This window comes from Stenotrophomonas sp. 01N47 (genome assembly GCF_056399165.1).
Genome location: NZ_JBFTQU010000045.1, coordinates 1 through 502, shown reverse-complemented (window position 1 = coordinate 502; position 502 = coordinate 1). Strand labels below are relative to the sequence as shown.

1 protein-coding gene and 1 pseudogene are annotated in these 502 nt (G+C 56.7%); both read right to left on the bottom strand.

Annotated elements, in window-relative coordinates:
• Nucleotides 1-286: pseudogene (locus tag AC1DKR_RS21120) on the bottom strand (glutamate synthase small subunit); the annotation flags it as partial.
• 33 nt (nt 287-319) lie between these two features.
• A partial coding sequence (locus AC1DKR_RS21115) for a hypothetical protein (protein WP_478035096.1) occupies nt 320-502 on the bottom strand: 183 nt, incomplete at its 5' end.

The following is a 502-nucleotide window of genomic DNA, read 5'->3' as shown; positions in this document are numbered from 1 at the left end:
CTTCAGGCAGGGTGTTGGTCTGGTGCGACAGTTCGGCGGCGGCGAGGATGTTGCCCTCGGCCACCAGCTTCAGCCAGTTGGGAATGAAGTTGTGCACCGGGCACTTCCATTCGCAATACGGGTTACCGCAGCCCAGGCAGCGGTGGGCCTGGTCGGCCGACTGCTGGGGTTTGAAGGGTTCGTAGATCTCCACGAACTCTTTCTTGCGTTGACGCAACAGTTTCTTCTTCGGATCTTTGCGCCCGACCTCGATGAACTGGAAGTCATTATTCAGACGTTCAGCCATTGTTAAAACCTCATCAAACTCTTCAGGCGCATATCACTGCGGGTTGGCACGGGTGCTGGAAAGCAACGATTTCARGYTGGCAGCCTTRGGCTTGACCAGCCAGAAACGGCGCAAGTAGTCATCGAGGTTTTCGGCGAGTTCACGACCCCACTCGCTGTCGGTTTCCGCGACGTACTCGTTCAGCACGTTCTGCAGGTGGCTGCGATAGGCTTCCAT